Raw genomic sequence first — 23772 nt, 5'->3', positions numbered from 1 at the left:
CGGCCGCGGATGGAGCCAATCGGGCGATTCGAACGGATCAGAGGGAGCGCGCGGCGATGATCCGGGCGTACTCGCGGCCGGAATCCTTGACCGTCCGCTCCTGGGTGTCGTAGTCCACGCGGACGATCCCGAAGCGCTTGTCGTACCCCCACGCCCACTCGAAGTTGTCGAACAGGGACCAGTAGAAGTAGCCGCGCACGTCCACACCGCTGTCCCTGGCGTCCAGCACGGCGTCGAGGTGCGCGCGCAGGAACGCGGTGCGGTCGGCATCGGACACCCGGGTCTCCCCGTCCGCCACCACGACCGTGTCGTCATAGGCCGCGCCGTTCTCCGTCACCGAGAGCACGACCCCCGCGGGCTCGGCGTACTCGGTCCACAACCGCTGCAGCAGTCGCGTGAGTCCCTCCGGCTGGACCTCCCAGCCCTGGGCGGTGCGGGGCAGCCCGCGCTCGACCGCGTGGATGCCCTCGTGCGAGGGGTACGGGCTCCGCGTCACGTGCGCCGTCTCCGGGCCGCTGGAGACCGGGGCGTCGTCGGGCCCCGTGCCGGACACGAGGTCGCCGTGGTAGTAGTTCACGCCCTGCGTGTCGATGGGCTGCGCGATCGTGTCGAGGTCGCCCTCGTGCACGGCCGCCTCGAACCGCGCGACCGCGTCGGGGTCCACCGCGCGGATGTCCTCCACGGTGTCGGCGGGATACGCGCCGCGGTAGATGGGGTCGAGGAACCAGCGGTTGAACTGGCCGTCCAGCCGCCGGGCGGCGTCCACGTCCGCGGGGTTCTGCGGGTCGGCGGGATCGGCGACCGTGTGGTTCAGCGTGATGCCGAGGTTGAGGGAGGCATCGCGACCGCGGAGCTCGCGCACCGTCGCACCGTGCGCGAGGAGCAGGTGGTGCGAGGCCAGCAGTCCCTCGGCGATGCTCGTGTGCCCCGGGGCGTGCTCGCCCCCGGTGTAGGAGAGGAAGGACGAGCACCACGGCTCGTTGAGGGTCGTCCACACGTTCACGCGGTCGCCGAGGGCGTCGTGCATGGTGCCCGCGTACTCCAGGAAGCGGTCGACGGTGTCGCGGTTCGTCCAGCCGCCGACCTCCTGCAGGGCCTGCGGCATGTCCCAGTGGTACAGCGTGAGCCAGGGCAGGATGTCGGCCGCGAGGAGCTCGTCGACCAGACGGCTGTAGAAGTCGACCCCCGCCTGGTTGACCGCGCCGCCGTCCGGGCGCACCCGCGACCACGAGGTGGAGAAGCGGTACGTCTGCAGCCCGAGCTGCTTCATCAGCGCGACGTCCTGCGGATACCGGTGGTAGTGGTCGCACGCCACATCCCCGTCGTCGCCGCCGACCACGGCCCCGGGCACCCGGCAGAAGGCGTCCCAGATGGATGCCGTCCGTCCGTCCTCGAAGGCGGCACCCTCGATCTGGTAGGCCGCGGTCGCCGCGCCGAAGAGGAAGTCCGAGGGGAAGGCACGCGTCATAGGGGTCATCCTTTCACCGCGCCCGCCATGATGCCACTGACCAGCTGCCGCCCCGCGATCACGAAGAGCACGAGGAGCGGAAGGGTCGCGAGCACCGCGCCGGTGAGCACGATCGAGTAGTCGATGTAATAGCCGGACTGCAGCTGGCTGAGCGCCGTCTGCAGCGTCGGGTTCTGGGGGGAGAGCACGATCAGGGGCCAGAGGTAGTCGGTCCAGGCGGTCATGAACGTGAACAGTCCGAGGATCGCCATGGCCGGCCGCGCCGCGGGCACCCCGACGGTGAGGAACGTGCGGAACTGGTTCGCGCCGTCGACCCTGGCGGCCTCGATGAGCTCGTCCGGGATGACGTCCACGAGGTACTGCCGCATGAAGAACACCCCGAACGCCGTCACGAGGGTCGGCACGATCACCGCGCCGATCGTCCCCGTCCAGCCGAGCTCGCGCATGAGCATGAACAGCGGGATGATGCCGAGCTGCGTGGGGATGGCCATGGTCGCGATCACGAACACCATGAGGCCGTCCCGCCCGCGGAAGCGCAGCTTCGCGAACGCATAGCCGGCGAGGGTCGAGAACGTGACGACGGAGATCGTGATGATCGTCGAGATGAGGAACGAGTTGCCGAGCGCGAGCCAGAACGGGATCGCATCGAACACCTTCGCCGCGTTCGCGAGGAAGTTGCCGCCGGGGATGAGGGGCAGGGTCTCACCGCGGGTCGCGTTGGTCCCGCTCGCCACGACGAACGACCACCACAGCGGGTAGGCGCCGCCGATGACGAAGGCGGCGAGGAGCCCGTAGGTGAGGAAGCCGGGGCGGCTGCCGAGGCCGGCGCTCCCGCTCGCGGCGCCGCGCCGGCGACGGATCCGCTCCGGCACGCTGAGGGCCTGGGTGGCGGTCATCGCGCCTCCTCCTTTCCGGTCGGGCGGATGCGGCGTCGGGCCGCGCGGTTCTTCGGGGCGTCTCCGGTGGCGATGCGCCGGGAGATCAGGAAGTTGATGAGGCCGATCGCGACGATGAGGAGGAACAGCAGGATCGCGACGGCCGAGGCCTCGCCGAGGTTCCGGCGGAAGAACGCCAGCTCCCAGAGGAACAGCACCGTGGTCTGGAACTGCCGATCGCTGCCGCCGATGCCGCCCGCGGTGGAGACGTCGAACAGACGCGGTTCGGCGAAGATCTGCAGGCCGCCGATGGTCGCCGTGATGATGACGAAGATCAGCGTCGGACGGATGGTGGGGATCGTGATGGCGAAGAACCGCCGCACGGCCCCGGCACCGTCCAGGGCGGCCGATTCGTAGAGGTCGCGCGGCACGGCCTGCATCGCGGCGAGGAGGATGAGGGCGTTGTAGCCGGTCCAGCGGAAGTTCACCATGACCGCGATCGCGATGTGCGACAGGAACGTGTCGTGCTTCCACTGCTGATCGGCGATGCCGACGAGGTTGAGGAGGTTGTTGGCCAGCCCGTCCGCCTCGTTGAAGATGCTCGAGAAGATGATCGCCACGGCGACCGGCGTCACCACGAAGGGGATGAGGACGCTCATCCGCCAGAACGTCGGCGTCCGCAGTCCGCGGTCCAGCAGGTACGCGATCACCAGGGCGACGGCGAGCTGCGGGATGGCGGAGAGCAGGAAGATGCTCAGCGTGTTCCGGATGGAGTTCCAGAACATGCCGTCGCCGAGGATCGCCGCGAAGTTGCCGAAGCCGACGAACGGCCCCTCCCCCTTCAACAGATCCCACTCGTGCACCGCGACCCACACCGTGTACAGCAGCGGGAAGAGGCCGATGAGCCCGAAGAGGAGGAAGAACGGGGAGATGTAGAAGTACGGCGAGGCGCGGTGGTCGAAACGGGAGACGCGGGTGCGCCAGGAGCGTCGCGGCGGAGCGTCCGCCGCCACGGGGGCGGCGGCCTGCGGCTCCGCCGGCGGGGCGGTGAGGGTCATGGGCGTGTCCTTTGCCGGGCTTCGACAGGCTCAGCCACCCACTCGGGGCGCTGGGCGTCCACTCGGGGCGCTGGGCGTCCACTCGGGGCGCTGGGCGTCCACTCTGGGTCGCTGGGCGTCCACTCGGGGCGCTGGGCGTCCACTCGGGGCGCTGGGCGTCCACTCTGGGTCGCTGAGCCTGTCGAAGCGAGATGATCAGCCGACGAGGTCGTTCAGCAGGCCGATCGCCTGGTCCCAGGCCCCCTGCGTGTCGGTCTCACCGCGGTCGAGTGCGCTCAGCGCCGGGCCGAAGACGTTCTCCTGGATCACCGAGTCGTCGGCGCCCTTGAACTGCGCGACGACGCCCTTGGCACGCTCGGCGAGGATGGCGCCGGTCGGCGCGTCGTTGAAGAACGCGTTGGGCGTGGCTTCGTCGGCGAGGGACTCCTGCGCCTTGATGGTCGAGGGGAAGTTGCCCGCGGCGGCGGACTGCTTCACCTGCTGCTCGGGCTGCGTCAGCCAGTCGGCGAGCTCGGCCGCGGCCTCCTTGTGCTCCGAGGACTCCGGGATCGACAGGAACGCGCCGCCCCAGTTGGCCGCGCCGCCGGGGAACACGTCCGCGAAGTCCCAGCCGGTCGACGCGTCGCCGCCGCCGGCCTCGACCTGACCCTGCACGACGCCGAGCATCCAGCCGGGGCAGACGAAGGTGGCGAAGGTGCCGTCGACGAACGACTTGCCGCCGTTCCAGTCCCACGCGGTCTGCGCTGCGGACTGACCGCCCTCGGTCGCGGCGCCGAGGAGCTCGAAGCGCTCCTGGAGCTCGTCGTTGCCCTCGACGTTCAGCTCACCGTCGGCGGTGTAGTAGCCCTCGTCGAGCTGGTTGACCATGGCGTTCCAGACGAAGCCGGAGTGGTCGTACCAGGCCTTGCCGGTCTTCTCGGTGTAGTCGGCACCGACCTGGAAGTAGTTCTCCCAGTCGCCGTTGAGCAGTTCGGCGACGGACTCGCGGTCGCTGGGCAGGCCGGCGGCCTCGAAGGCGGCGCCGTTGTAGCAGATGCCGCTCGGGCCGATGTCGGTGCCGTAGCCGATGACGCGGCCCTCGGCGTCGGTGGCCTGACCGTACTTCCAGTCGACCCAGTCGTCCTTGCGGTCCTCGATGCCGTAGTCGCGCAGGTCGACGAAGGTGTCGGAGACGTCCATGATGGCGCCGAGCCAGCCCTCCTCGATCGCGACGATATCGCTGAGGCCGGAGCCGGCGGCGATCTTGGTGAAGGCGTCGGTGCGGGCGTTGCCGCCGGTGTCGATGTTGGTGGCCTCGATCGTCACGTTCGGGTGCGCCTTCTCGTACTCCTCGTAGAGGTCGTCGTAGCCGAAGGTGCCGAAGGTGGTGACGGTCAGTGTGACCTTCTCGTCGGCGCTGCCGCCGGTGTCGCCGTCGCCGCCGGTGCTGCCGGAGCAGCCGGCCAGGGCGAGAGCGGAGACGGATGCCACGGCGGCTGTCGCCAGGATCCGGGTGCGGGCACGTGAGTTCACGGTTCACTCCTTTGTGGGTTCGTGCGGGTGGTGGTGCGTGGGTGAGTCGTGGGAGCGCTCCCACAGACTTCCGTGAACTCTATGGGAGCGCTCCCACGATGTCAAGGGTGCCGGGTGCCCGCCGGTCCCCGTTCACAACTCAGGAGAATCGGGATCCGATGCCGCCGTTCGACCGCTGTCGGCCCGGAGCCCACGGATTCTCCGGAGTTGTGAACGCGGCGTACCCTTGTCCGGTGCCCGAAGCCACCCTCTCCCCCGCCCTCACCCGCGCCGAATCCCTGATCCGCAGCATCCCGGACTACCCGGAGCCCGGCATCATCTTCCGCGACATCACGCCGCTCCTCGCCGACGCCGAGGCCCTCCGCGTGACGACCGAGGCGATCATCGAGCCCTTCGCGGGACGGTTCGACGTGGTGGCCGGCATCGAGGCTCGCGGCTTCATCCTCGCCGGGGGGGCCGCCATCGCCGCAGGCGTCGGACTGATCCCGATCCGCAAGGCCGGCAAACTCCCCCGGCCCGCGGCGTCCGTCGACTACGCCCTCGAATACGGCACCGCGACCATCGAGATGCACGACGATCTGCCCGCGGGCTCCCGCGTCCTCCTCATCGACGACGTGCTCGCGACCGGGGGCACCCTGGCCGCCGGTCGCGAGCTCGTCGAGCGCCTCGGCAGCCACGTCGCCGGCATCTCGGTGCTCTTCGAGATCGACGGCCTCGGCGGCCGCGAGGCGATCGGCGACCTCCACACCGTCTTCCACTCCTGACCCCCTCTGACGCCGAGACCCCGGTTTCCCGCCGACACCCCGGTGTAGCGGCGGGCGCAGGGCGGGGTCCGGACGGGAGCCCGGGGTCTCGGCGGAGCATCGGCGAGCCGGTAGACTGAAACCGCCCGTCCGCCCGCGACTCTTGGAGCCGTCATGCCCACCATCGTCGTCGACGTCATGCCCAAGCCCGAACTGCTCGACCCGCAGGGCAAGGCCGTCTCCGGCGCCTTCGCCCGCCTCGGCGTCGAGGGCTTCACCGACGTCCGTATCGGCAAGCGCTTCGAGCTCACGGTCGAGGGCGAGGTCACCGACGAGGTCCTCGCCGAGGCCCGTCGCCTCGCCGACGAGGTCCTGTCGAACTCCGTGATCGAAGACGTCGTGGGCGTCGAGGTGGCGGAGTGACCGTCCGCATCGGCGTCGTCACCTTCCCCGGCTCGCTGGACGACGTCGACGCGCAGCGCGCCGTCCGCATCGCGGGAGCCGAGCCGGTCGCCCTGTGGCACGGCTCGCACGACCTCGAGGGCGTCGACGCCCTCGTCCTCCCCGGCGGCTTCAGCTACGGCGACTACCTGCGCGCCGGCGCCATCGCCGCGCTCTCGCCCATCATGAGCGAGGTCAAGGACGCTGCCGCGAAGGGCATGCCCGTTCTCGGCATCTGCAACGGCTTCCAGATGCTCGTCGAGGCGCACCTGCTCCCCGGCGGCCTGATCCGCAACGGGCACCAGCACTTCGTCCGCCGCGACCAGAAGCTCACGGTCGAGAACGCCGACACCGCGTGGACCAACGCCTTCCGCACCGGCCAGGAGATCATCATCCCGCTGAAGAACGCGGACGGCGGCTACATCGCCGACGAGCAGACGCTCGACCGCATCGAGGGCGAGGGTCTCGTGGCGTTCCGCTATGCCGGCGTGAACCCGAACGGCTCGCTGCGCGACATCGCGGGGCTGACGAACGAGGCCGGCAACGTCGTGGGACTGATGCCGCACCCCGAGCACGCCACGGAGCCCGGTTTCGGTCCGGACACCGCCGTCGCGATGCGCAGCGGGGTGGACGGTCTCGACTTCTTCACGAGCGCGATCGCCGCCGTCGCCCGCGTCGCCGCCTGACCTCTCCGTCGACCCACCCCTCTGCGAGCGTCCCACCCCTTTGCGGGCGCACTGACGAGGCCGGGTCGACCGCAAGGGGCCGGGTCGACGGACGAGGTTAGGGGAGACGGAAGGGGTTGTCGCCCACGGCCGCGAGCAGGTACCAGGCCGTCGTGCCGGTGTGCAGGCTCGCGTAGTAGAGGTCGCCGAAGCCGGAGTCGAGTCCGTCGGTCGAAGTCGCCACGATGCCCTTGCCGTCGCCGTTCGCCGCGTCGCGCTGCACCAGTCGGATGTCGGCCAGCAGCTCCTCCGCGCGCGCCTGGTCACCAGGGGCCCCGCGTTCCTGCAGCGCGAGGGCGAGGTGTCCGCTGCCCTCGAACCAGACCTTGGACACGTCCACGTCACTGATCGACGGGCCTCGGTAGGGACCGTCCTGGGCCACGAGGTGCGCGAGCGTCCAGTCGACGGCCGCTCCGTACCGGGCGTCCCCGGTGCCGAGGAGGCTCCACGTCTGCGCGTCGAGCGGGATCGGGCGGGTGTTGATCGTGCTGCCGTCCAGCAGCGTCCCGGTGTCCACGTGCCCGTCGGCGCTCTGCATCGCCGCGACGAAGCCTGCGGCCACCGCCGCCCGCTCCGCCCACACCGCGTCGCCCGTGAGCTGGGCGAGCTGCGTGAAGAACCCGGCGATGTCGCTGTTGTGCTCGGTGGACTTCCACTCCAGCGGCACCCCGGCATCGGTCTGTCCACCGGTGTAGCCGTGGGGCGCGCGGGTCATGTCGGCGGTGTTGTCCTGGATCCACTCCGCGATGCGCACCGCGCCGTCGAGATACCGCGTCTCGCCGGTGGCGTGGAAGAGGCGGGCGAGCGCCATGCCCACCCAGGCCTGATTGCCGGTGAAGGTGCCCGGCCCCGTGATCTCCATGCGCCCCTGGCGGATGCCGTGCGGCTCGTACGAGGTGCGGACGCGGCCGTCGGCGACCGGGTCGTTCTCCTGCACGAAGAGGAGGGTGTCCGCGACAGCTTGCGCGCGGCGCAGGTCGTCCGGCAGACCGCGGGCGGTGTAGGCGATGACGACAAGGGCGTCGTCGTAGACGAAGGAGGGCGTGAAGTCCCAGGACGGCGTGGTGAAGAATCCGCCCTCGTAGCTGCGCGGCAGGCACCGGCCCTCGCCGTCGCAGAACTCGTCGACCCGGGCGTCGAGGAACTCGTAGGCGAGCGCGACCGAAGCGGCGGGGTCGTTCACCGGGTCCGCGGGAGGCTGCACGCGCGTGCCGAACGCATCGGACACGGCGGGGGCGGCACCGACGAGCACGGCGCCGACGACGAGGGCGGCGACGACCGCCCAGGGCGCGGATCGGCGGGCGGAAGCGGACATCACGACCTCTCGACGGCAGGACCCCCGGGGGACATGCCGCGAGCGACACGGGGGGATGTTCGCCACCCTGTCATGACAGGAGGCTCGAGGGGAAGTGTCTTTCGGCCACATGCGCGTGTACCAAAGCGACCGGACGCGTGCAAGGCGTTTGCCGGACCCGGAGCGCGAGGCGCACGATGGTCCTCCCGTCCCCGACCTCCCGGAAAGGACACCCCATGTCCCGCGACCAGTACACCTTCACCAACCCGGTCGAGCTCTACGCCGACATCCAGCCGCAGAAGCAGCACATGCGCGAGCCCGGTCTCGACGCGGACCTCACCCCGAAGGCCGACCTCGGCGAGGAGTCGTACCGCGGCACCGGACGACTGACCGGACGCAAGGCGCTCATCACAGGCGGCGACTCCGGCATCGGCGCGGCCACCGCCATCGCGTTCGCTCGCGAGGGGGCCGACGTCGCGATCTCGTACCTCCCCGAAGAGGAGGAGGACGCCAGCCGCATCGCCGGGATCCTCCGCGAGGCGGGTGCCACCGTGGCCACCATCCCCGGTGACCTGCGCGACCCGGAGTACTGCCGGACCCTGGTGGCCGAGGCCGTCGCGGCGCTCGGCGGACTCGACATCCTCGTCAACAACGGCGGCAAGCAGGTCTTCCAGGAGTCCCTCACCGACGTGACGGACGAGCAGTTCGACGACACGTTCAAGACCAACGTGTACGCGATGTTCTGGATCACGAAGGCCGCCCTGCCGCACCTCCCCGCGGGGTCGACGATCATCAACACGACCTCGATCCAGGCCTACTCGCCGTCGGACATCCTCGTCGACTACGCGTCGACCAAGTCGACCATCAACGCGTTCACGAAGGGCCTCGCCCAGCAGCTCGCACCCAAGGGCATCCGCGTGAACGCCGTGGCTCCCGGACCGATCTGGACCCCGCTGCAGCCGAGTGACGGGCAGCCGCAGGAGAAGATCGCGCAGTTCGGCCAGGACACTCCGCTCGGCCGGATGGGTCAGCCCGCGGAGCTCGCCCCCGCGTACGTCTTCCTCGCCTCCCCGGAGTCGAGCTACGTCCTCGGCGAGACCCTGAACGTCAACGGCGGCATGCCGACCCCCTGACTCTCATCCCCTGTCGACCCACCCCCTTCCGTTCCTCCCGGCCCCTTCCGGCCGTCCGCAAGGGGGTGGGTCGGACGGAAAGGGGTGGGTCGGCGGAGAGGGCGAAAGGGATCGCCGAACCGTTTCGATACCTGTGGTGGCGGGACTGTAAGCGTTTGCAGTAGCCTGATCGCATGGCACAGCTCGAACAGATCGCAGCCCCCGGTTCCGAGTGGTGGCGCAGCGCCGTCATCTACCAGATCTACCCCCGCTCCTTCGCGGACGCGTCGGGCGACGGCATCGGCGACCTCCCCGGCATCACGAGTCGCCTCGACTCGCTGCAGGAGCTCGGCGTCGACGCGATCTGGCTCAGCCCGTTCATGACGAGCCCGCAGCGCGACGCCGGCTATGACGTGGCCGACTACCGCGACGTCGACCCGCTGTTCGGCACGCTCGCCGACTTCGACCTCATGCTCGCCGAGGCCCACGCCCGCGACATCCGCGTGATCGTCGACCTCGTCCCGAACCACTCGTCCGACCAGCACCCCTGGTTCCAGGAGGCGCTCAAGGCCGCGCCGGGGAGCCCGGAGCGCGCACGCTACATCTTCCGCGATGGCCGCGGTGAGAACGGCGAACTGCCCCCGAACAACTGGGAGTCGGTGTTCGGCGGCGGCATGTGGCAGCGCGTCACCGAGGCCGACGGCACGCCGGGTCAGTGGTACCTGCACATCTTCGACGCCACGCAGCCCGACTTCGACTGGAACAACGAGGAGGTGCAGGAGGAGTTCCGCTCGATCCTGCGCTTCTGGCTCGACCGCGGTGTCGACGGCTTCCGGGTCGATGTGGCCCACGGCATGATCAAGACCGAGGGCCTCCCCGACTACACACCGCCCACCGACGCGGACTCCATGGGCGGCGGCGAGTCGAACGTGCCGTACTGGGGCCAGGACGGCGTGCACGAGATCTACCGCGACTGGCACAAGGTGCTCGCGGAGTACGACGGCGACCGCGCGCTCTGCGGCGAGGCCTGGATGCCGACGCTGAAGGAGACCGCGCTCTGGGTGCGTCCGGACGAGATGCACCAGACCTTCAACTTCCCGTACCTGATGACGGCGTGGGACGCGAAGGCGCTCGGCGACGTGATCCGTGAGTCGCTGGACGCCTTCGGCGCGGTCGGTGCACCGAGCACCTGGGTGCTGTCGAACCACGACGTCGTGCGGCACGCCACGCGCCTGGCGCTCACGATCGACAACCCGCAGGGCGAGGGCATCGGCCCGAACACCCCGGACAAGCCGGACACGGCCATCGGCCTCGCCCGCGCCCGCGCGGCCACCACGCTGATGCTCGCGCTCCCCGGCTCCGCCTACCTCTACCAGGGTGAAGAGCTCGGATTGCCCGAGGCCATGGAGATCCCGGACGAGTACCGTCAGGACCCGACCTGGTTCCGCACGAACGGCGAGCGCTACGGCCGCGACGGCTGCCGTGTGCCGCTGCCGTGGGAGGCGGAGGCCCCGGCGTTCGGCTTCAACGACACCGGACTCTCGTGGCTCCCGCAGCCCGCGGACTGGGCGGCCTACGCCCGGGACGTCGAGGAGGTCGACCCGGCGTCGACCCTGGCCCTGTACAAGCGCCTGCTCGCCGGTCGTCGCGAGTTCGGATTCGGCACCGGGTCGCTGGTGTGGGAGGACGCCGGCCCCGACGCCGTGGCCTTCCGTCGCGGTGAGGTCCACGTGCTGGCGAACCTCGGCACGGCTCCGCTCGACCTTCCGGAAGGCGCGGTCGTCCTGCTCCGCAGCCAGCCTTTCGACGGCGCCCAGGTCCCGGTCGACACCGCCGTCTGGTACACCACGGCCTGACACCGCGGCGCCCGTGGCGCGCTCCACCCGGGGCGCGGCACGGGCGTCTCCGATCCGAAGGAACGACGATGGCGAGCATCGACGAGGTCGCCCGGCTCGCCGGCGTCTCCACCGCGACGGTCTCCCGCGCGCTGAGCGGCCGCGGGCACGTGTCGGAGTCCGCGCGCGAGCGCGTGCAGGCCGCCGCTGCCTCGCTCGGATACGTGGTCTCCTCCCGCGCCTCGAGCCTCGCGTCGGGGCGCACCCGCAACATCGGAGTCGTGGTGCCGTTCCTCGACCGCTGGTTCTTCAGCACCGTGCTGTCCGGGGTCTCCGCGGCCCTGATGCGGGCCGGCTACGACATCACGCTCTACAACATCACCGCCGACAAGGACGTGCGCCGCCACGTGTTCGACACGTTCCTGCGCCGCCAGCGGGTCGACGCCGTGATCGCCGTGTCCATCGAGCTGGACGAGGACGAGACCCAGCAGCTCCTCGACCTCGGCCTACCCGTCATCGCGATCGGCGGCCCCAATCCGAAGCTCGACACGCTCACGGTCGACGACGTCGCCGTGGCGCAGCTCGCGACGGAGCACCTGCTCGGCCTCGGCCACACCGAGATCGCCCACATCGGCGCGAACCCCGAGTTCGACATCGACTTCCACATCCCCACGAACCGACGACTCGGGTTCGAGCGGGCACTGGCCACGGCCGGCATCCCCCTGAACCCCGCGTTCCTGGAGCCCGCGGACTTCACGGTGGAGGGCGGCTACCGCGCCGCGAAGCAGCTCCTCGGGCGTCCGGGGCCGCGTCCCACCGCGGTGTTCGCCGCGTCGGACGAGATGGCGATCGGGGCGCTCCTCGCCGCGCGCGACCTCGGCTTCGCGGTGCCGGGGGACCTGTCCATCGTGGGCATCGACGGCCATGAGCTCGGCGAGTTCTTTCGCCTCACCACGGTCGACCAGTTCCCGCTCGGACAGGGCGAACGGGCGGCCGACGCGGTCCTCGCGAAGCTCACCGACCCGGAAGCCGTGCGCCCGCCCGCCGCCCTGCCGTACGAGCTCAACGTCCGCGGCACGACCGCCCGGCTCGTCTGAGCCGGGTGGCGTTCACAACTCAGGAGTACGGCGCGCAGAGACCGCGGTTCCGGCCCTGACGGGCGCAGGTGCGCCGGTTCTCCTGAGTTGTGAACGCGTCGAGCTCAGGAGCCTGCGGTCGCGTCCCGCCAGGTGCGGTAGCCGCCGTCGAGATTGCGCACCTCGCGCCCGTGGTGCCGCAGCAGCCGGGTGGCGATGTGCCCCCGGAGACCGACCTGGCAGTGAACCACGAGGTGCCCGTCCGGCAGCTCGTCGAGGCGGTCGCGCAGCTCGTCGAGCGGGATGTTCCGCGCGCCGGGGATGGCGCCGTTCGCATACTCGCCCGCGGAGCGGACGTCGATGAGGGCTGCGCCCGCCTGCAGGGCGTCGTCGAGCTCGTGCCACTGGAGGGTCGGCGTGGTGCCGCTGCGGGTGTTCTCGGCCACGTATCCGAGGATGTTCACGGCGTCCTTCGCCGAGCCGAACTGCGGGGCATACGCGAGCTCGAGGTGCGCGAGCCCGGAGGCGGTGACGCCCGCGTGCAGCGCCGTCGCGATGACGTCGATCCGCTTGTCCACGCCGTCACGACCCACGATCTGCGCCCCGAGGATGCGGTCGGTGGCGGGGTCGGCAAGGAGCTTCATCGAGAGGGTCTCCGCGCCCGGGTAGTAGCCGGCGTGCGACGCCGGATGCACATGCACGGCGTAGAAGTCGCGGCCCGCGGCACGGAGCTGCTTCTCGCTCCATCCGGTCTTCGCGGCGGCCAGGCCGAACACCTGCACGATGCCGGTGCCGAGCGCGGGGCGCGCTGACTCCTCCCGCCCCGCGATGACGTCAGCGACCATCCGGCCGTGGCGGTTGGCGAGACCGGCCATGGTCACGAGTGCCGCACCACCGCCGATGAGGTCGGCCTTCTCGACGCCGTCGCCGACCGCGAAGACGTCCGGGGCACTGGTGCGGCAGGCCTCGTCGACCGCGATGCCGCCGGTCTCGCCAAGACGGATCCCGGCGGCGCGGGCGAGTCCGACCTCGGGCACGACCCCGGAGGCGTCGACGAGGAACTCCGCAGGGAGGGTGGCACCGTCGCTCAGGGTCACGGAATCCGCGGCCGTGGCCACGACCTCGACGCCGAGTCGCACGTCAACCCCGCGGCGCCGGACCTCGGCCGCGAGGGGGCGGCCATCTCCGGATCCAGCGGCCCGAGCAGTTGGGCACCGCGCTGCACCAGGGCCACCGCGGCGCCCCGGGCGACGAGGTTCTCGACGGCCTCGAGTCCCGTGTATCCGCCGCCGACGACGACCACCGGCAGTCCGGGGCGGAGGGCGGCCTCGATCGCATCCGCATCCGCCACGGTCCGCAGGCTCCGCGCGGGGAGGGCTCCGGTCGGCTCGTCGCCGCGGGGCCGGGCACCGGTGGCGAGCACGAGGCGGTCGTACGGGTGGGTGCTCCGGTGGCCGCTGTCGAGATCGACGACCTCGACCGTCTTGCGCGCGGTGTCGATGCCGACGACGTCGTGACGGACGCGGACGTCCAGCCGGAAGCGGCGGTGCAGCGACTCCGGGGTCTGCAGCAGGAGGGCGCCGCGCTCCTCGATCACGCCGCCCACGTAGTAGGGCAGACCGCAGTTGGCGTAGGAGACCTCGGGACCGCGCTCGAAGACGACGATGTCCGCGGACTCGTCGAGGCGTCGGAGCCGGGTCGCCGCCGACATGCCGCCGGCGACCCCGCCGACGATGACGACGCGGAGTGGCGCGCTCATCGGCCGAACAGCCGGGCCAGGAGACCGCCCTTGGCCTCGTCCTTCGGATGGCCCGTGCACCAGTCCGACGCCGGCACGGTGCGGCGGACGGCGTCGACGTGCTGACCGCACCCCGCCCAGGTGGTCTTCCCGCAGGTACGGCAACGGACTGCTCGACACATGTGTTCTCTCCTCACTCGATACCCCGGTGGGTATGCAGACACTATACCCCCGGGGGTATAGTGGAGCGCACAGCCGGCCTTCAGGGAGTGACCATGACCACCGTCGACATCGACACGCAGCGCAAGATCGCCAACCGCCTCAAGCGCGCACAGGGACAGCTCGGCGCCGTGATCGCCGCGGTCGAGAGCGGCGGTGACTGCCGGGCCGTCGTCACGCAGCTCGCCGCCGTGACCTCCGCCCTTGACAAGGCGGGGTTCCAGATCATCGCCTCCGCCATGAAGACCTGCCTCGAGGACCCCGCGCAGGACGACGCCGTCCCGCTCCCCGACCTGGAGAAGCTCTTCCTCACCCTCGCCTGAACACGACCCGGCCCCTTGCGGCCACCCCGGCCCGGTGCGGACGATCGCAACGGGCCGGGGCGCACGCAAGGGGCCGGGTCGGCGAAGAGGGGGTCAGGGGACGAGGAGACCCGCGGTCGCGGTGCGCGCCGTCTCGAAGCGGCGCTGCACGTCGGGCCAGTTCACGAGGTTCCAGAACGCCTTGACGTAGTCCGCCCGCACGTTGAGGTAGTCGAGGTAGTAGGCGTGCTCCCACACGTCGAGCTGCAGCAGCGGGATGACGCCGAGCGGCGCGTTGCCCTGCTGGTCGAAGAGCTGGAAGATCACGGGGCGGGCCCCCACCGAGTCCCAGGCGAGCACGGCCCACCCGGAGCCCTGCACGCCGAGCGCCGTCGCGGTGAAGTGCGCGCGGAAGCCGTCGATCGACCCGAAGGAGTCCACCAGGGCCGCCGAGAGCTCGCCCTCCGGAGCCCCGCCGCCCTCCGGCGAGAGGTTCTGCCAGAACACGGAGTGGTTGATGTGGCCGCCGAGGTTGAACGCGAGATCCTTCTCGAGCTTGTTCACCGCTCCGAGGTCGCCGCTGTCCCGGGCCGCCGCGAGCTGCTCCAGCGCCGTGTTCGCGCCGGTCACGTAGGCCTGGTGGTGCTTGGAGTGGTGCAGCTCCATGATCTTGCCGGAGATGTGCGGCTCCAGCGCGGAGTAGTCGTAGGGCAGTTCGGGGAGCGTGTACGGAGTGGACATGGTTGTTCCTTTCGTGACGGGGTCAGAGGGCGGTGTCGTGGGACAGGGCGTGGAATCGGCGGTCGATGTAGACGAGCGGGCGGGCGGGGCGGCCCGCGAGCACCTCGAGCACCTCGGCGATCACCACGGTCGACGAGCCGACGGGCACGGTCTGGATCGCTCGGCAGCGCAACGCGACCCTGGCCTCCGCCAGGTGCGGCTCCCCGGTCGGCAGCGTCGTCCAGCCCTGCTCGGGCGTGAAGCGCTCGGAACCGCTCACCGCGAAGCTCTGGGCGAGCGCGGAGTGCTCGTCGTCGATGAGATGCACGACGAAGGTCTCCGCGCCGAGGATGGCCCCGGCGCTTCCGGTCGCCCTGGTCACCGAGAACACGATGGCCGCCGGATCGACGGCGACCGACGACACGCTCGACGCGGTGAGGCCCACGGGGCCGTCCGGACCCTGCGCCGTGATGATGGCGACACCGGCGGGGTGGGTGCGGAACGCCGCCTTGAGCCCCTCTCCGACCGGCGTGGGCACCGGAGCGGCGGGGTGCGGGGTGGTGTGCGGGTCGCGGGTCATCGGGTGCTCTCCTCGAGAGGGATGGGGGTGGGGGTCGCGTGGGCGCGCATGGCTGCGCGGTCGACGAGCTTCGTGCGCTCCCGGCCGCGGACGGCTCCGGCGCGGCGCTCGGCCTCGTCGATGCGCAACCAACCCTCCCAGTCCACCACGCCGGGGAGGTCCAGGGGCGGGTCCCGGTCGATGCGGGCGGACGGAGTGGCAGCGAGGTCCTCGACGAGATGCTGCACGGTCTGTGCGGCGTCGGACTTGGTCGAGCCGATGAGTCCGATCGGCCCGCGCTTGATCCAGCCGGTGGCGTAGAGGCCGGGGACGGGCGTGCCGTCGGCATCGAGCACCCGCCCCTCCGCGTTCGGCACGATGCCCCGTGCCGCGTCGAACGGCACACCGGGCACGGGCGAGGAGAGGTAGCCGATCGCCCGGTAGACGGCGCCGACCTCGTAGCGCACGAGCTCGCCGGTGCCGACCATGCGGCCGAGCGGATCGGACGCGGTGCGCTCGAACTCGATGCCCTCCACGCGGTCCGCACCGAGGACGCGGACGGGTCGATGCCGGAAGTGCAGGTGGATGCGCCGGGAGGCCCCGGCGGACGGACGCTCCGCCCAGTCCGTGAGGGTGCGCACGATGATGCGGCGCTGGGAGAACTGCTCCAGCATGCGGGCGGCGTGGTCGTCGAGCTCGAGATCGGCGGGATCGACGATCACCTCCACGTCGTGCTGCTCGCCCAGCTCGCGCAGCTCCAGGGCCGAGAAGCGCACATCGGCCGGGCCACGGCGGGCGAAGAGGTGCACGTCGCGGATCCGACTCGCGGCGAGCGCGTCGAGGATGTGGTCGGGGGTGTCGGTCGACTGCAGCGCGGCGGCGTGCTTCGCGAGGATGCGTGTGACGTCGAGCGCGACGTTGCCTGCGCCGAGCACGGCCACGGACTCCGCCTCCAGACCCCAGCCCTGGGCGACGTCGGGGTGCGCGTCGTACCAGGCCACGAACTCCGCGGCTCCGTACGATCCGGGAAGGTCGGCTCCCGGCACGTCGAACGTCACGTCACGGTCGGCTCCGGTCGCGATGACGACGCCGTCGTACGCCCGGCGGAGCTCGTCGACCGTCACATCGACGCCGACCTCGACGTTGCCGCGCAGCCGGATGCCGGGCTGGAGGAGCACGTCGTGCAGCGCATCGATGATCTTGCGGATGCGCGGATGGTCGGGGGCGACGCCGTAGCGGACGAGCCCGTACGGGGCGGGAAGCTTCTCGTACAGGTCGATGGCCGCCTCCGGCACCTGCGCCCGGATGAGGTCGGCGGCGTAGATGCCCGCGGGGCCCGCGCCGACGATGGCGATGCGCGGGGTCACTCGTGCACCTCCTGCGGTGGGAGCGCGGCGATGAGGGGGTGGTCGTGCCGGATGAGCCCGGTGCGGGCGGCGCCGCCGGGCGAGCCGATCTCGTCGAAGAACTCGACGTTGGCCTTGTAGTAGTCCTGCCACTCGTCGGGGAGGTCGTCCTCGTAGTAGATCGCCTCGACGGGGCACACCGGCTCGCACGCCCCGCAATCCACGCACTCATCCGGGTGGATGTAGAGCGACCGTTCGCCCTCGTAGATGCAGTCGACGGGGCATTCGTCGATGCAGGCCTTGTCCTTGAGGTCGACGCACGGCAGCGCGATCACGTACGTCATCGCGACTTCTTCTCTGTCCCACTCACGCCCTCCACCGTAAAACCTCAAGTGCACTTGAGGTCAAATCGAGGCGCCGAGACCCCGGCCTCGCGCCGAGACCCCGCCTCCGCCGCGCGGATACGACGGGGTCTCGGCGGGGAAGCGGGGTCTCGGGATCAGGACGGGGAGATCTCGAAGGGGGCGGGGAGGAGGTGCTCCTCGCGGGAGCTGGGGCCGACGAGGAGCGTGAAGGCACCGGGCTCCACGGTGCGGACGCCGGCGGCGGTCACGATCGTGCAGTCCGCGACGGGGACCTCGATCCGCACGCGGGCGCTCTCCCCCGGCGCGAGCTCGACCTGCCGGAAGGACTTCAGTTCACGGTCGGTCCAGCTCACGCTCGTCACCTCGTCCCGCACGTAGGCCTGCACGGTCTCGCGGACGGGCCGGTCCCCCGTGTTCGTCACGGTCACGTGCCCCACCACGGTGTCGCCGAGGCGCAGCTCCGTCTGCTCCAGCTCCAGGTCCGCGTACGCCACGGTCGTGTACGACCGGCCCTCGCCGAAGGCCCACGCGGGCGCCTGGGTGAGGTCGGCGTAGCGGTCGCCGTGCTGGCCGCGGATCTGGTTGTAGTAGGTCGGCTGCTGTCCGACGTGCCGCGCGAACGAGATCGGCAGCCGCCCCGAGGGCTCCACGGCACCCGTGACGATGTCGGCGAACGCCCGTCCGCCCTGCATGCCCGGGTTGGCCGCCCACACGAGGGCCGCCGCGCGCTGCACCGAAGACGGGAGCACGAGAGGCTTGGACGCCAGCAGCACCACGACGACGGGCTTCCCGGTCTCGATGAGCGCATCGAGCAGGGCGTTCTGACCGCCGATGAGCTCCAGCGTGGCCGTGGACCGTCCCTCACCCACGAGCTCGATGCGATCGCCCACCACCGCGACCACGACGTCCGCGGCCTCGGCGGCGGCCACCGCCTCCGCGATCAGCGCGGGATCCGGCGGGCACGGCTGCACCACGGGAGGACGCGGCTGGTTGTCCGGGAAGTGCGTGCCGCGGGGGTCGTCGGCGAGCGTGAGGATGTCGGCGCCGCGCGTGTGCGTGACCGTCCACGCGTCCACCGCGCGGAGGCCGTCGAGCACGGTCGTGATCATCTCGCGGGGCTGTCCGTCGAGCCAGCCCGCCTGACCCGAGCCGCCCGCCCAGTCGCCGAGCTGCGTCTGCGCGTCGTCCGCGAGCGGCCCGGTCACCGCCACCCGCAGCGGCTCCGCGGAGTCCAGCGGCAGCAGGCCGTCGTTCTCGAGGAGCACGAGCGAGCGGCGCGCGATCTCGAGGTTGAGCTCCGCATGCGCGGCGCTGCCGACCACGGCGGACACGTCGTCGCGGGGCAGCCGGGGGTCTTCGAAGAGTCCGAGCTCGAACTTCAGCGTAAGGATGCGGGAGACCGCGTCGTCGAACGCGTCCTCCGGCAGCAGCCCCCTGGCGACCGCGTCCAGCGCCCCCTCGAAGAACCCGGGCGTGGTCATCACCATGTCGTTCCCTGCGCGCACCGCGGCGGCCGCCGCATGCGTGAGGTCGGGCTGCACCCGCTGCTCCCACACCATCCGGCCCACGTTGTCCCAGTCGGTGATGAGCGTGCCGGTGTAGCCCCACTCGCCGCGGAGCACGTCGCTGAGCAGCCACTCGTTCAGCGTGATGGGCACCCCGTCCGTCGTCTGGTAGCCGAGCATGAACGTCCGGCAGCCCTCGCGGGCGACCCGCTCGAACGGCGGCAGGAACCAGGAGCGCAGCTTGCGCGGGGAGATGTCCGCCTCGCTCGCGTCGCGTCCACCCTGCGTCTCCGAGTAGCCGGCGAAGTGCTTGGCCGTGGCGAGGATCGCGGTGGGGTCGTCGAGCCCGTCACCCTGATAGCCGCGCACCATGGCCGAAGCCAGCTCCCCGATGAGGAACGGGTCCTCCCCGAAGGTCTCCCCCACCCGCCCCCAGCGCAGGTCGCGGGCGATGCAGAGTACCGGCGAGAACGTCCAGTGGATGCCGGTGACGGCGACCTCCTCGGCCGTCGCCCGCGCCACGCGCTCGACAAGCGCCGGGTCCCACGAGGCCGCCATACCGAGCTGCGTCGGGTAGATCGTGCCCCCGGGGAAGAAGGAGTGACCGTGGATGCAGTCCTCGCCCACGAGCAGCGGGATGCCGAGTCGGGTCTGCGCGACCAGGACGGCAGCCCGCCGCAGACGCTCGTCCGAGGCGTGCAGGATCGAGCCCGCGTGCCGCCGGAGCACGTGGTCGTCGATGTCATCGCGAGCGTCGAGCTGGAGCATCTGCCCGACCTTCTCCTCGAGCGTCATGCGACTGAGGAGGTCGGCCACGCGCTCGGGGATGGAGAGAGCGGGGTCCTGGTACGGGAGCTGCGTGGTCAGAGTCTGAGAGGTCATCACTTCGTGTTCTGGTTCGTGTGCGGTGTCGCGGTGTTCGAGGAGTCGGTGGTGCCGGAAGCGCCCGGCGAAGTCGCCGACGATACGGGATCGGGACTCTTCTCCGGCAGGGGCACGCTGCGGACGGCCGTGACGGCGTCGTTCACGTTGAGCCCCTTCTTCTTCATCGCCCTGGCCCGCTCTCCCGCCGAGCGCAGGCGCGGGTTGACGTACTCGTCGATGCCGAAGTTGATGAGCGAGAGCGCGACGCCGATGATCGCGATGCAGAGCCCGGCCGGCACATACCACCACCACAGCCGCGGGAACGCGCCGTTCTGCTGGGCCCAGAACAGGATCGTCCCCCAGTTCAGGTTGCTCACCGGGATCACGCCGATGAACGCCAGGGTCGTGAGCCCGAGGATCGCGGCGGTCACGGTACCGACGAAGCTCGAGGCGATGAGCGCGAGGAGGTTCGGCAGCATCTCCACCGTGATGATGCGACGCAGCGGCTCGCCGTTGGCGCGCGCCGCCTGGATGAAGTCGCGGTTGCGCAGCGACATGGTCTGGGCGCGCAGCACGCGGGCTCCCCACGCCCACCCGGTCAGCCCGAGCACGGCGGCGATCACGATGAGCGGCGGGTTGTCGAACTGGGAGGCGATGATGATGATGAGCGGGATGCCGGGGATGACGAGGAACACGTTCGTCAGCGCCGACAGCGACTCGCTCCGCCACCCGCGCACATAGCCCGCGATGACGCCGATCGTGATCGCGATCGCCGTGGCGATGAAGGCGGCGAGGAAGCCGACGACGATGACCCCGCGCGTGCCGTAGATGATCTGGCTCAGGACGTCCTCGCCCATGTGCGTGGTGCCGAGCCAGTGCTCCCAGGACGGCGGCTGCCGGAGCGCGGAGCGGTCCTTCTGGGTCGGCCCGTACGGGGCGATCCACGGAGCGAGGACGGCGATGAGCACGAACGCCCCGAGGATGATCAGCCCCGCGATGGACTTCGGGTTGCGGAACATCGCGAACGCCTGGGCGAGCTGCGATCGGAACGTCCGGCGCGCCGGCGCGCGGTCGGCGGGCGTGCGCAGGGTGGCGGTCTCCGGCATGCCGGAGGGGACGCGCGAGCCGTCGGGGGCTGCGGTGGTGGGAACGGTCATGTCAGGACTCCATCTGGCGCGTGCGCGGGTCGAGGTAGGCGTAGACGACATCGGCGAGGATGTTGGCCACGAGCACCGACAGCGTGATGACGAGGAACACGCCCTGCATGAGCGCGAAGTCCTTCGCGTTGGTCGCGTCGAGCAGCAGCTTGCCGACACCCGGATAGCTGAACACCATCTCCATGACGATCGTGCCGCCGACGATGAAGCCGATCGACAGCGCGAAGCTCTGGATCTGCGGGAGCACGGCGTTGCGGGCCGCGTACGCCCAGAGCACGCGTCGGTTGGGCATGCCCTTGGCCTGGGCGACGGTGATGTAGTCGTCGTCGAGCACGGTCAGCATCATGTTGCGCATCCCCAGCACCCAACCGCCGAGCGATGCGACCACGATCGTCAGCGCCGGGAGGGTGCCGTGCGCGATCACCTGCCCGATGAAGTCGAGACTCCATTCCGGCGACTGCCCCTTGTCGTAGGCATGCGAGGAGGGGAACCACTTCAGCGTCGAGGAGAAGATGGCGATCGCGATGAGGCCGAGCCAGAAGTACGGGATGGTGTTGAAGAACGTCGTCACCGGGATGATCGCGTCGAGCTTGCTCCCGCGCTTCCAGCCGACGATGGCGCCGGCGACGGTGCCGAGCGCGAACGAGATGATCGTCGCGATGCCCACCAGCCCCAGTGTCCAGGGCAACGCCGCCCCCAGCACCTCGGCCACCGGCCGCAGCCCGTGCAGGGTCGAGATGCCGAGGTCGCCGCGGAGCAGCATGCCCCAGTACTCGAGGTACTGCTGCCAGAGGCTCTTGTCGGTGTCGATCCCCAGCAGGATGCGCAGGGCGTCGGCGGCCTCCGGGCTCACCGTGCGGTTGCGGGCGAGGTAGGACGTCACCGCGTCGCCCTTCATCAGCCGCGGCAGGAAGAAGTTGATGGTGATCGCGGCCCAGAGCGTGAAGAGGTAGAACGCGGCGCGTCCGGCGAAGAAGCGCCAGGGCACGCGCCGGGTCCCGCGGTCCACCGTCGTCGCGGTCGTCCCCGCCTCCCGTGCGCCCTGCGCGATGAGGTCGTTGTCGTCGAGCTGCGGAAAAGCCGTGCTCACCGCGCACCTCCGTTCGATGCCGCCGACGCGAAGTGCTTCTCCGGGTCGGGCGATGCGGCGCGCAGAGCGCGGGTGTAGGGGTCCTGTGGATCGAGGATCACGTCGTCCGCCGTGCCGTACTCGACGACCCGGCCCTGGTTGAGGACCATGATCTCGTCGCTGAAGTGGCGTGCGGTGGCGAGGTCGTGGGTGATATAGAGCACGCCGAGCCCTTCCTCACGCTGCAGATCGGCGAGGAGGGTGAGCACCCCGAGCCGGATGGAGACGTCCAGCATGGAGACGGGCTCGTCGGCGACGAGGAGCGACGGCCGGGAGGCGAGCGCCCGCGCGATGGCGACACGCTGGCGCTGCCCGCCGGAGAGCTCGTGCGGTCGGCGGTCGATCACCGCATCCGGGTCGAGGCGCACGCGCTCCAGGAGCCGGCGCACCTCGGCCTCCGTCTCCGCTCTGGGCACCACGTCGTCGAGGCGGATCGGCCGCTCCAGGTGGTAGCGGATCGAGTGGTACGGGTTGAGCGAGGCGAACGGGTCCTGGAACACCATGCGCAGTTGCTGACGGTACTTCCGCAGGCCTCTGCCGCGGCGCGGGATGGGCGTGCCGTCGAGCAGCACCTCACCGCTGGTCGGGGTCTCGAGCTGGGTGAGGATCTTCGCGATCGTGGACTTGCCGCTGCCAGACTGTCCGACCAGGCCGATCGTCTGCCCGGAGGTGAGCGTGAAACTCACGTCGTCGAGGGCTTTGATCTGGCCGGCGCCTCGGACGTTGTACGCCTTCGTGACGTGACGGAATTCGAGGGTGGTCATCGCACCAGCACTCCTCTCTCCCCGGTCAGCCGGGGGAACGACGACAGCAGGGTCTTCGTGTACTCGTGCTCGGGCTGCGTCCAGATGCGCTCTGCCGTATCGAGCTCGATGATCTCTCCCTCGCGCATGATCGCGATCCGGTCGCTGATCTCCAGCAGGAGGGGGAGGTCGTGCGTGATGAAGACGACCGAGAACCCGAACTCGTGCCGCAGCTGCGAGATCTGCGTGAGGATCTCCCGCTGCACGAGGACGTCGAGCGCCGTGGTGGGCTCGTCCATCACCATGAGCTGCGGCCGCAGCGCCAGGGCCATCGCGATCATGACGCGCTGCCGCATGCCTCCGGACAGCTCGTGCGGGAAGGAGCGAGCACGCTCACGCCCGACCTTCACGATCTCGAGCAGCTCCTCCGCCTCGGCTCGGCGCTGCTTCCGGGTCATGTCGGGTCGGTGGATCTCGAACACGTCCTCCAGCTGCGATCCGACCGTCGCCACCGGATTGAGGGCGTTCATCGCCCCCTGGAACACCATCGACACCTTGTCCCAGCGGAATCGCTGCATCGCGTCGACGTCCAGCGCGTTGATGTCGATGTCGACACCGGTCACGTCGTGGAAGGTGACGCTGCCGCTCGTGATCACGGCGGGCGCGCGCAGCAGCCGCTGGACGCCGTACGCGAGCGTCGTCTTGCCGCAGCCGCTCTCGCCGGCGAGGCCGAGGATCTCGCCGCGCTGCAGCTGGAGGGTGACGTTCTTCACCGCCGCGACGGGCGGGTCGACGTCGTACACGACGGAGAAGTCGCGCACGGTGAGCAGGGGATCTGACATGGGGGTGTCCTTCGTGGGGGGCGGGCCCTTCGACAGGCTCAGGGACCCAGATGGGTGGCTGAGCCTGTCGAAGCCCCGCCGTGGGTGGCTGAGCCTGTCGAAGCCCCGCCGTGGGTGGCTGAGCCTGTCGAAGCCCCGCCGTGG

24 protein-coding genes are annotated in these 23772 nt (G+C 70.6%); 7 read left to right on the top strand and 17 right to left on the bottom strand.

Annotated elements, in window-relative coordinates; genetic code table 11:
• Positions 1–37: 37 nt before the first annotated feature.
• From AC3B5L_RS01890 to AC3B5L_RS01875, 4 genes are all read right to left on the bottom strand, one after another.
• Positions 38–1468, bottom strand: coding sequence for a GH1 family beta-glucosidase (locus AC3B5L_RS01890; protein ID WP_490096152.1), 1431 nt, complete (start codon positions 1466–1468; stop codon positions 38–40).
• A 5-nt stretch (positions 1469–1473) separates the two neighbouring features.
• Complete coding sequence (locus tag AC3B5L_RS01885; RefSeq protein ID WP_259952927.1) at positions 1474–2364, bottom strand: carbohydrate ABC transporter permease; 891 nt, start codon at positions 2362–2364, stop codon at positions 1474–1476.
• Positions 2361–3401, bottom strand: coding sequence for a carbohydrate ABC transporter permease (locus AC3B5L_RS01880; protein ID WP_187663072.1), 1041 nt, complete (start codon positions 3399–3401; stop codon positions 2361–2363). Before AC3B5L_RS01880 ends, AC3B5L_RS01885 begins: the two co-directional genes overlap by 4 nt.
• Positions 3402–3596: 195 nt before the next feature.
• Entirely contained in the window at positions 3597–4913 is a 1317-nt protein-coding gene (locus tag AC3B5L_RS01875; protein WP_259952930.1) for an ABC transporter substrate-binding protein, read from the bottom strand.
• 233 nt (positions 4914–5146) lie between these two features.
• Between AC3B5L_RS01875 and AC3B5L_RS01870 the strand changes: the two genes are divergently transcribed.
• From AC3B5L_RS01870 to purQ, 3 genes are all read left to right on the top strand, one after another.
• Positions 5147–5677 carry an adenine phosphoribosyltransferase gene (locus AC3B5L_RS01870; RefSeq protein ID WP_490096151.1) on the top strand — a complete coding sequence of 177 codons (531 nt, stop codon included), beginning with the start codon at positions 5147–5149 and terminating at the stop codon, positions 5675–5677.
• A 153-nt stretch (positions 5678–5830) separates the two neighbouring features.
• Positions 5831–6079, top strand: coding sequence for a phosphoribosylformylglycinamidine synthase subunit PurS (gene purS, locus AC3B5L_RS01865; RefSeq protein ID WP_050304938.1), 249 nt, complete (start codon positions 5831–5833; stop codon positions 6077–6079).
• Positions 6076–6783, top strand: a complete 708-nt coding sequence (gene purQ, locus AC3B5L_RS01860) for a phosphoribosylformylglycinamidine synthase subunit PurQ (protein WP_187663069.1) — start codon at positions 6076–6078, stop codon at positions 6781–6783. Before purS ends, purQ begins: the two co-directional genes overlap by 4 nt.
• A gap of 97 nt (positions 6784–6880) precedes the next feature.
• Here the strand turns inward: purQ and AC3B5L_RS01855 are convergent, their stop codons facing one another.
• Positions 6881–8137 carry a YyaL domain-containing protein gene (locus AC3B5L_RS01855; RefSeq protein WP_370429068.1) on the bottom strand — a complete coding sequence of 419 codons (1257 nt, stop codon included), beginning with the start codon at positions 8135–8137 and terminating at the stop codon, positions 6881–6883.
• 215 nt (positions 8138–8352) lie between these two features.
• Here AC3B5L_RS01855 and AC3B5L_RS01850 point away from each other — a divergent pair, with 215 nt between their 5' ends.
• From AC3B5L_RS01850 to AC3B5L_RS01840, 3 genes are all read left to right on the top strand, one after another.
• Positions 8353–9249, top strand: a complete 897-nt coding sequence (locus AC3B5L_RS01850) for an SDR family oxidoreductase (RefSeq protein ID WP_060923499.1) — start codon at positions 8353–8355, stop codon at positions 9247–9249.
• A gap of 173 nt (positions 9250–9422) precedes the next feature.
• Positions 9423–11084 carry a glycoside hydrolase family 13 protein gene (locus tag AC3B5L_RS01845; protein ID WP_187663067.1) on the top strand — a complete coding sequence of 554 codons (1662 nt, stop codon included), beginning with the start codon at positions 9423–9425 and terminating at the stop codon, positions 11082–11084.
• Positions 11085–11152: 68 nt separating this feature from the next.
• A complete protein-coding gene (locus AC3B5L_RS01840; protein WP_187663066.1) occupies positions 11153–12160 on the top strand; it encodes a LacI family DNA-binding transcriptional regulator in 1008 nt (335 codons plus the stop codon).
• Between the two features lie 104 nt (positions 12161–12264).
• On the opposite strand, the gene AC3B5L_RS01835 is transcribed toward AC3B5L_RS01840, so the two are convergent.
• The 3 genes from AC3B5L_RS01835 to AC3B5L_RS01825 are packed head-to-tail and all read right to left on the bottom strand — an operon-like array spanning position 12265 to position 14059.
• Positions 12265–13278 carry a rhodanese-like domain-containing protein gene (locus AC3B5L_RS01835; RefSeq protein WP_490096150.1) on the bottom strand — a complete coding sequence of 338 codons (1014 nt, stop codon included), beginning with the start codon at positions 13276–13278 and terminating at the stop codon, positions 12265–12267.
• The gene (locus tag AC3B5L_RS01830; RefSeq protein WP_490096149.1) at positions 13233–13898 is read right to left on the bottom strand and encodes an NAD(P)/FAD-dependent oxidoreductase; all 666 of its coding nucleotides are present in this window, start codon (positions 13896–13898) and stop codon (positions 13233–13235) included. Before AC3B5L_RS01830 ends, AC3B5L_RS01835 begins: the two co-directional genes overlap by 46 nt.
• A complete protein-coding gene (locus AC3B5L_RS01825; protein WP_280565228.1) occupies positions 13895–14059 on the bottom strand; it encodes a DUF8730 family Cys-rich protein in 165 nt (54 codons plus the stop codon). The genes AC3B5L_RS01830 and AC3B5L_RS01825 overlap by 4 nt, the downstream gene beginning before the upstream one ends.
• A gap of 93 nt (positions 14060–14152) precedes the next feature.
• On the opposite strand from AC3B5L_RS01825, the gene AC3B5L_RS01820 reads away from it, so the two are divergent.
• Entirely contained in the window at positions 14153–14419 is a 267-nt protein-coding gene (locus AC3B5L_RS01820) for a metal-sensitive transcriptional regulator (RefSeq protein WP_187663064.1), read from the top strand.
• A 93-nt stretch (positions 14420–14512) separates the two neighbouring features.
• Here the strand turns inward: AC3B5L_RS01820 and AC3B5L_RS01815 are convergent, their stop codons facing one another.
• The 9 genes from AC3B5L_RS01815 to AC3B5L_RS01775 all read right to left on the bottom strand — a co-directional run bounded on the left by AC3B5L_RS01815 (position 14513) and on the right by AC3B5L_RS01775 (position 23628).
• Positions 14513–15139 (bottom strand): superoxide dismutase, encoded by a 627-nt coding sequence (locus tag AC3B5L_RS01815; RefSeq protein WP_490096148.1) that lies wholly within the window; start codon positions 15137–15139, stop codon positions 14513–14515.
• Positions 15140–15161: 22 nt separating this feature from the next.
• A complete protein-coding gene (locus tag AC3B5L_RS01810) occupies positions 15162–15698 on the bottom strand; it encodes a flavin reductase family protein (protein ID WP_187663063.1) in 537 nt (178 codons plus the stop codon).
• Positions 15695–17044: an FAD-dependent oxidoreductase gene (locus AC3B5L_RS01805; RefSeq protein ID WP_197971864.1), complete on the bottom strand. Its 1350-nt coding sequence runs from the start codon at positions 17042–17044 to the stop codon at positions 15695–15697. The genes AC3B5L_RS01810 and AC3B5L_RS01805 overlap by 4 nt, the downstream gene beginning before the upstream one ends.
• Positions 17041–17367 (bottom strand): ferredoxin, encoded by a 327-nt coding sequence (fdxA, locus tag AC3B5L_RS01800; protein WP_025103996.1) that lies wholly within the window; start codon positions 17365–17367, stop codon positions 17041–17043. The genes AC3B5L_RS01805 and fdxA overlap by 4 nt, the downstream gene beginning before the upstream one ends.
• Positions 17368–17522: 155 nt before the next feature.
• A complete protein-coding gene (locus AC3B5L_RS01795; protein ID WP_490096147.1) occupies positions 17523–19775 on the bottom strand; it encodes an exo-beta-d-1,3/1,6-glucosidase in 2253 nt (750 codons plus the stop codon).
• Positions 19775–20914, bottom strand: coding sequence for an ABC transporter permease (locus AC3B5L_RS01790; RefSeq protein WP_490096146.1), 1140 nt, complete (start codon positions 20912–20914; stop codon positions 19775–19777). The genes AC3B5L_RS01795 and AC3B5L_RS01790 overlap by 1 nt, the downstream gene beginning before the upstream one ends.
• Before the next feature lies 1 nt (position 20915).
• Positions 20916–22004, bottom strand: a complete 1089-nt coding sequence (locus AC3B5L_RS01785) for an ABC transporter permease (protein WP_280565244.1) — start codon at positions 22002–22004, stop codon at positions 20916–20918.
• Positions 22001–22807: an ABC transporter ATP-binding protein gene (locus AC3B5L_RS01780; RefSeq protein ID WP_259954957.1), complete on the bottom strand. Its 807-nt coding sequence runs from the start codon at positions 22805–22807 to the stop codon at positions 22001–22003. Before AC3B5L_RS01780 ends, AC3B5L_RS01785 begins: the two co-directional genes overlap by 4 nt.
• Positions 22804–23628: an ABC transporter ATP-binding protein gene (locus AC3B5L_RS01775; RefSeq protein WP_490096145.1), complete on the bottom strand. Its 825-nt coding sequence runs from the start codon at positions 23626–23628 to the stop codon at positions 22804–22806. The genes AC3B5L_RS01780 and AC3B5L_RS01775 overlap by 4 nt, the downstream gene beginning before the upstream one ends.
• Between the last annotated feature and the right edge of the window lie 144 nt (positions 23629–23772).

Source organism: Microbacterium sp. C-MGS6 (assembly GCF_058140415.1).
The sequence above is the reverse complement of the archived record's forward strand: the minus strand, read 5'-3'. Positions and strand labels throughout refer to the sequence as shown.